Origin of the sequence: Martelella alba, from assembly GCF_005217455.1 — a bacterium.
Taxonomy (GTDB): domain Bacteria; phylum Pseudomonadota; class Gammaproteobacteria; order Enterobacterales; family Enterobacteriaceae; genus Acerihabitans.
In genome coordinates this window covers 1-699 of record NZ_SZPQ01000165.1, presented here as the reverse complement: position 1 = coordinate 699, position 699 = coordinate 1, and the positions used below count along the sequence as shown (strand labels likewise).

The window sequence follows — 699 nt, the reverse complement described above, 5'->3', positions numbered from 1 at the left end:
CTGCGCCCGAAGTACAGACGCCGCAGTTTCGCCAGTTGCGCCAGCAGACGGTCGATTTCCGCTTGACGTGAGTTAAGGTCATCGTGCAAAGACGCGATGGTCGCCTGTTGTTGCAGGACCAGCGCTTTGAGCGCGAGTACATCATTGGGAAGGGCATGATTTTTCTGTTTCATGCCGGGAGGATAAGTGTGTCGGGTGCGCGATTACAATATCGATGGGTTAAACGGAATGCGTTTAGGTTGTCGCCAGTCGATGGACTCCATGAGCATCGACAACTGGGCTTGCGTCAGGAACACCTTGCCGTCCTGGGCCTGCGGCCAGACAAAACGCCCGCGCTCAAGACGTTTTGCCAGCAGGCACAGGCCGTCGCCGGTCGACCAGAGCACCTTTATCAGGTTACCGCGCCGTCCCCGGAAGACAAAGACATGACCGGATAAAGGGTCTTCGCGCAGGGTGGCCTCGACTTTGGCGGCCAGCCCCTGAAAGCCCTTTCTCATGTCAGTGTGGCCGGCGACGAGCCAGATACGGGTGCCCGCCGGAAGGCCCATCATGATTGAGCGCCTTGCATGAGTTCACGAACCAGGGCGGTTAACAGCGCGGCCGAAGGTGACGTCAACATCATCCGTCCTCGGGAGAATGTGATTTCACAGGAACAGAAGGGCTCCAGTGGAGGTCTCTGCGGGGCAGCAGGCATACCGG

General features: G+C 58.8%; 1 protein-coding gene. It reads right to left on the bottom strand.

Translation table 11 applies throughout. The features are described from left to right. Positions 1-203: 203 nt before the first annotated feature. Complete coding sequence (tnpB, locus tag FCN80_RS26230; RefSeq protein WP_136993293.1) at positions 204-551, bottom strand: IS66 family insertion sequence element accessory protein TnpB; 348 nt, start codon at positions 549-551, stop codon at positions 204-206. Positions 552-699: the final 148 nt, after the last annotated feature.

Coding starts and splice junctions, on each gene's coding strand:
- tnpB (WP_136993293.1), bottom strand. CDS start 551: ATGATGGGCCTTCCGGCGGGCACCCGTATCTGGCTCGTCGCCGGCCAC.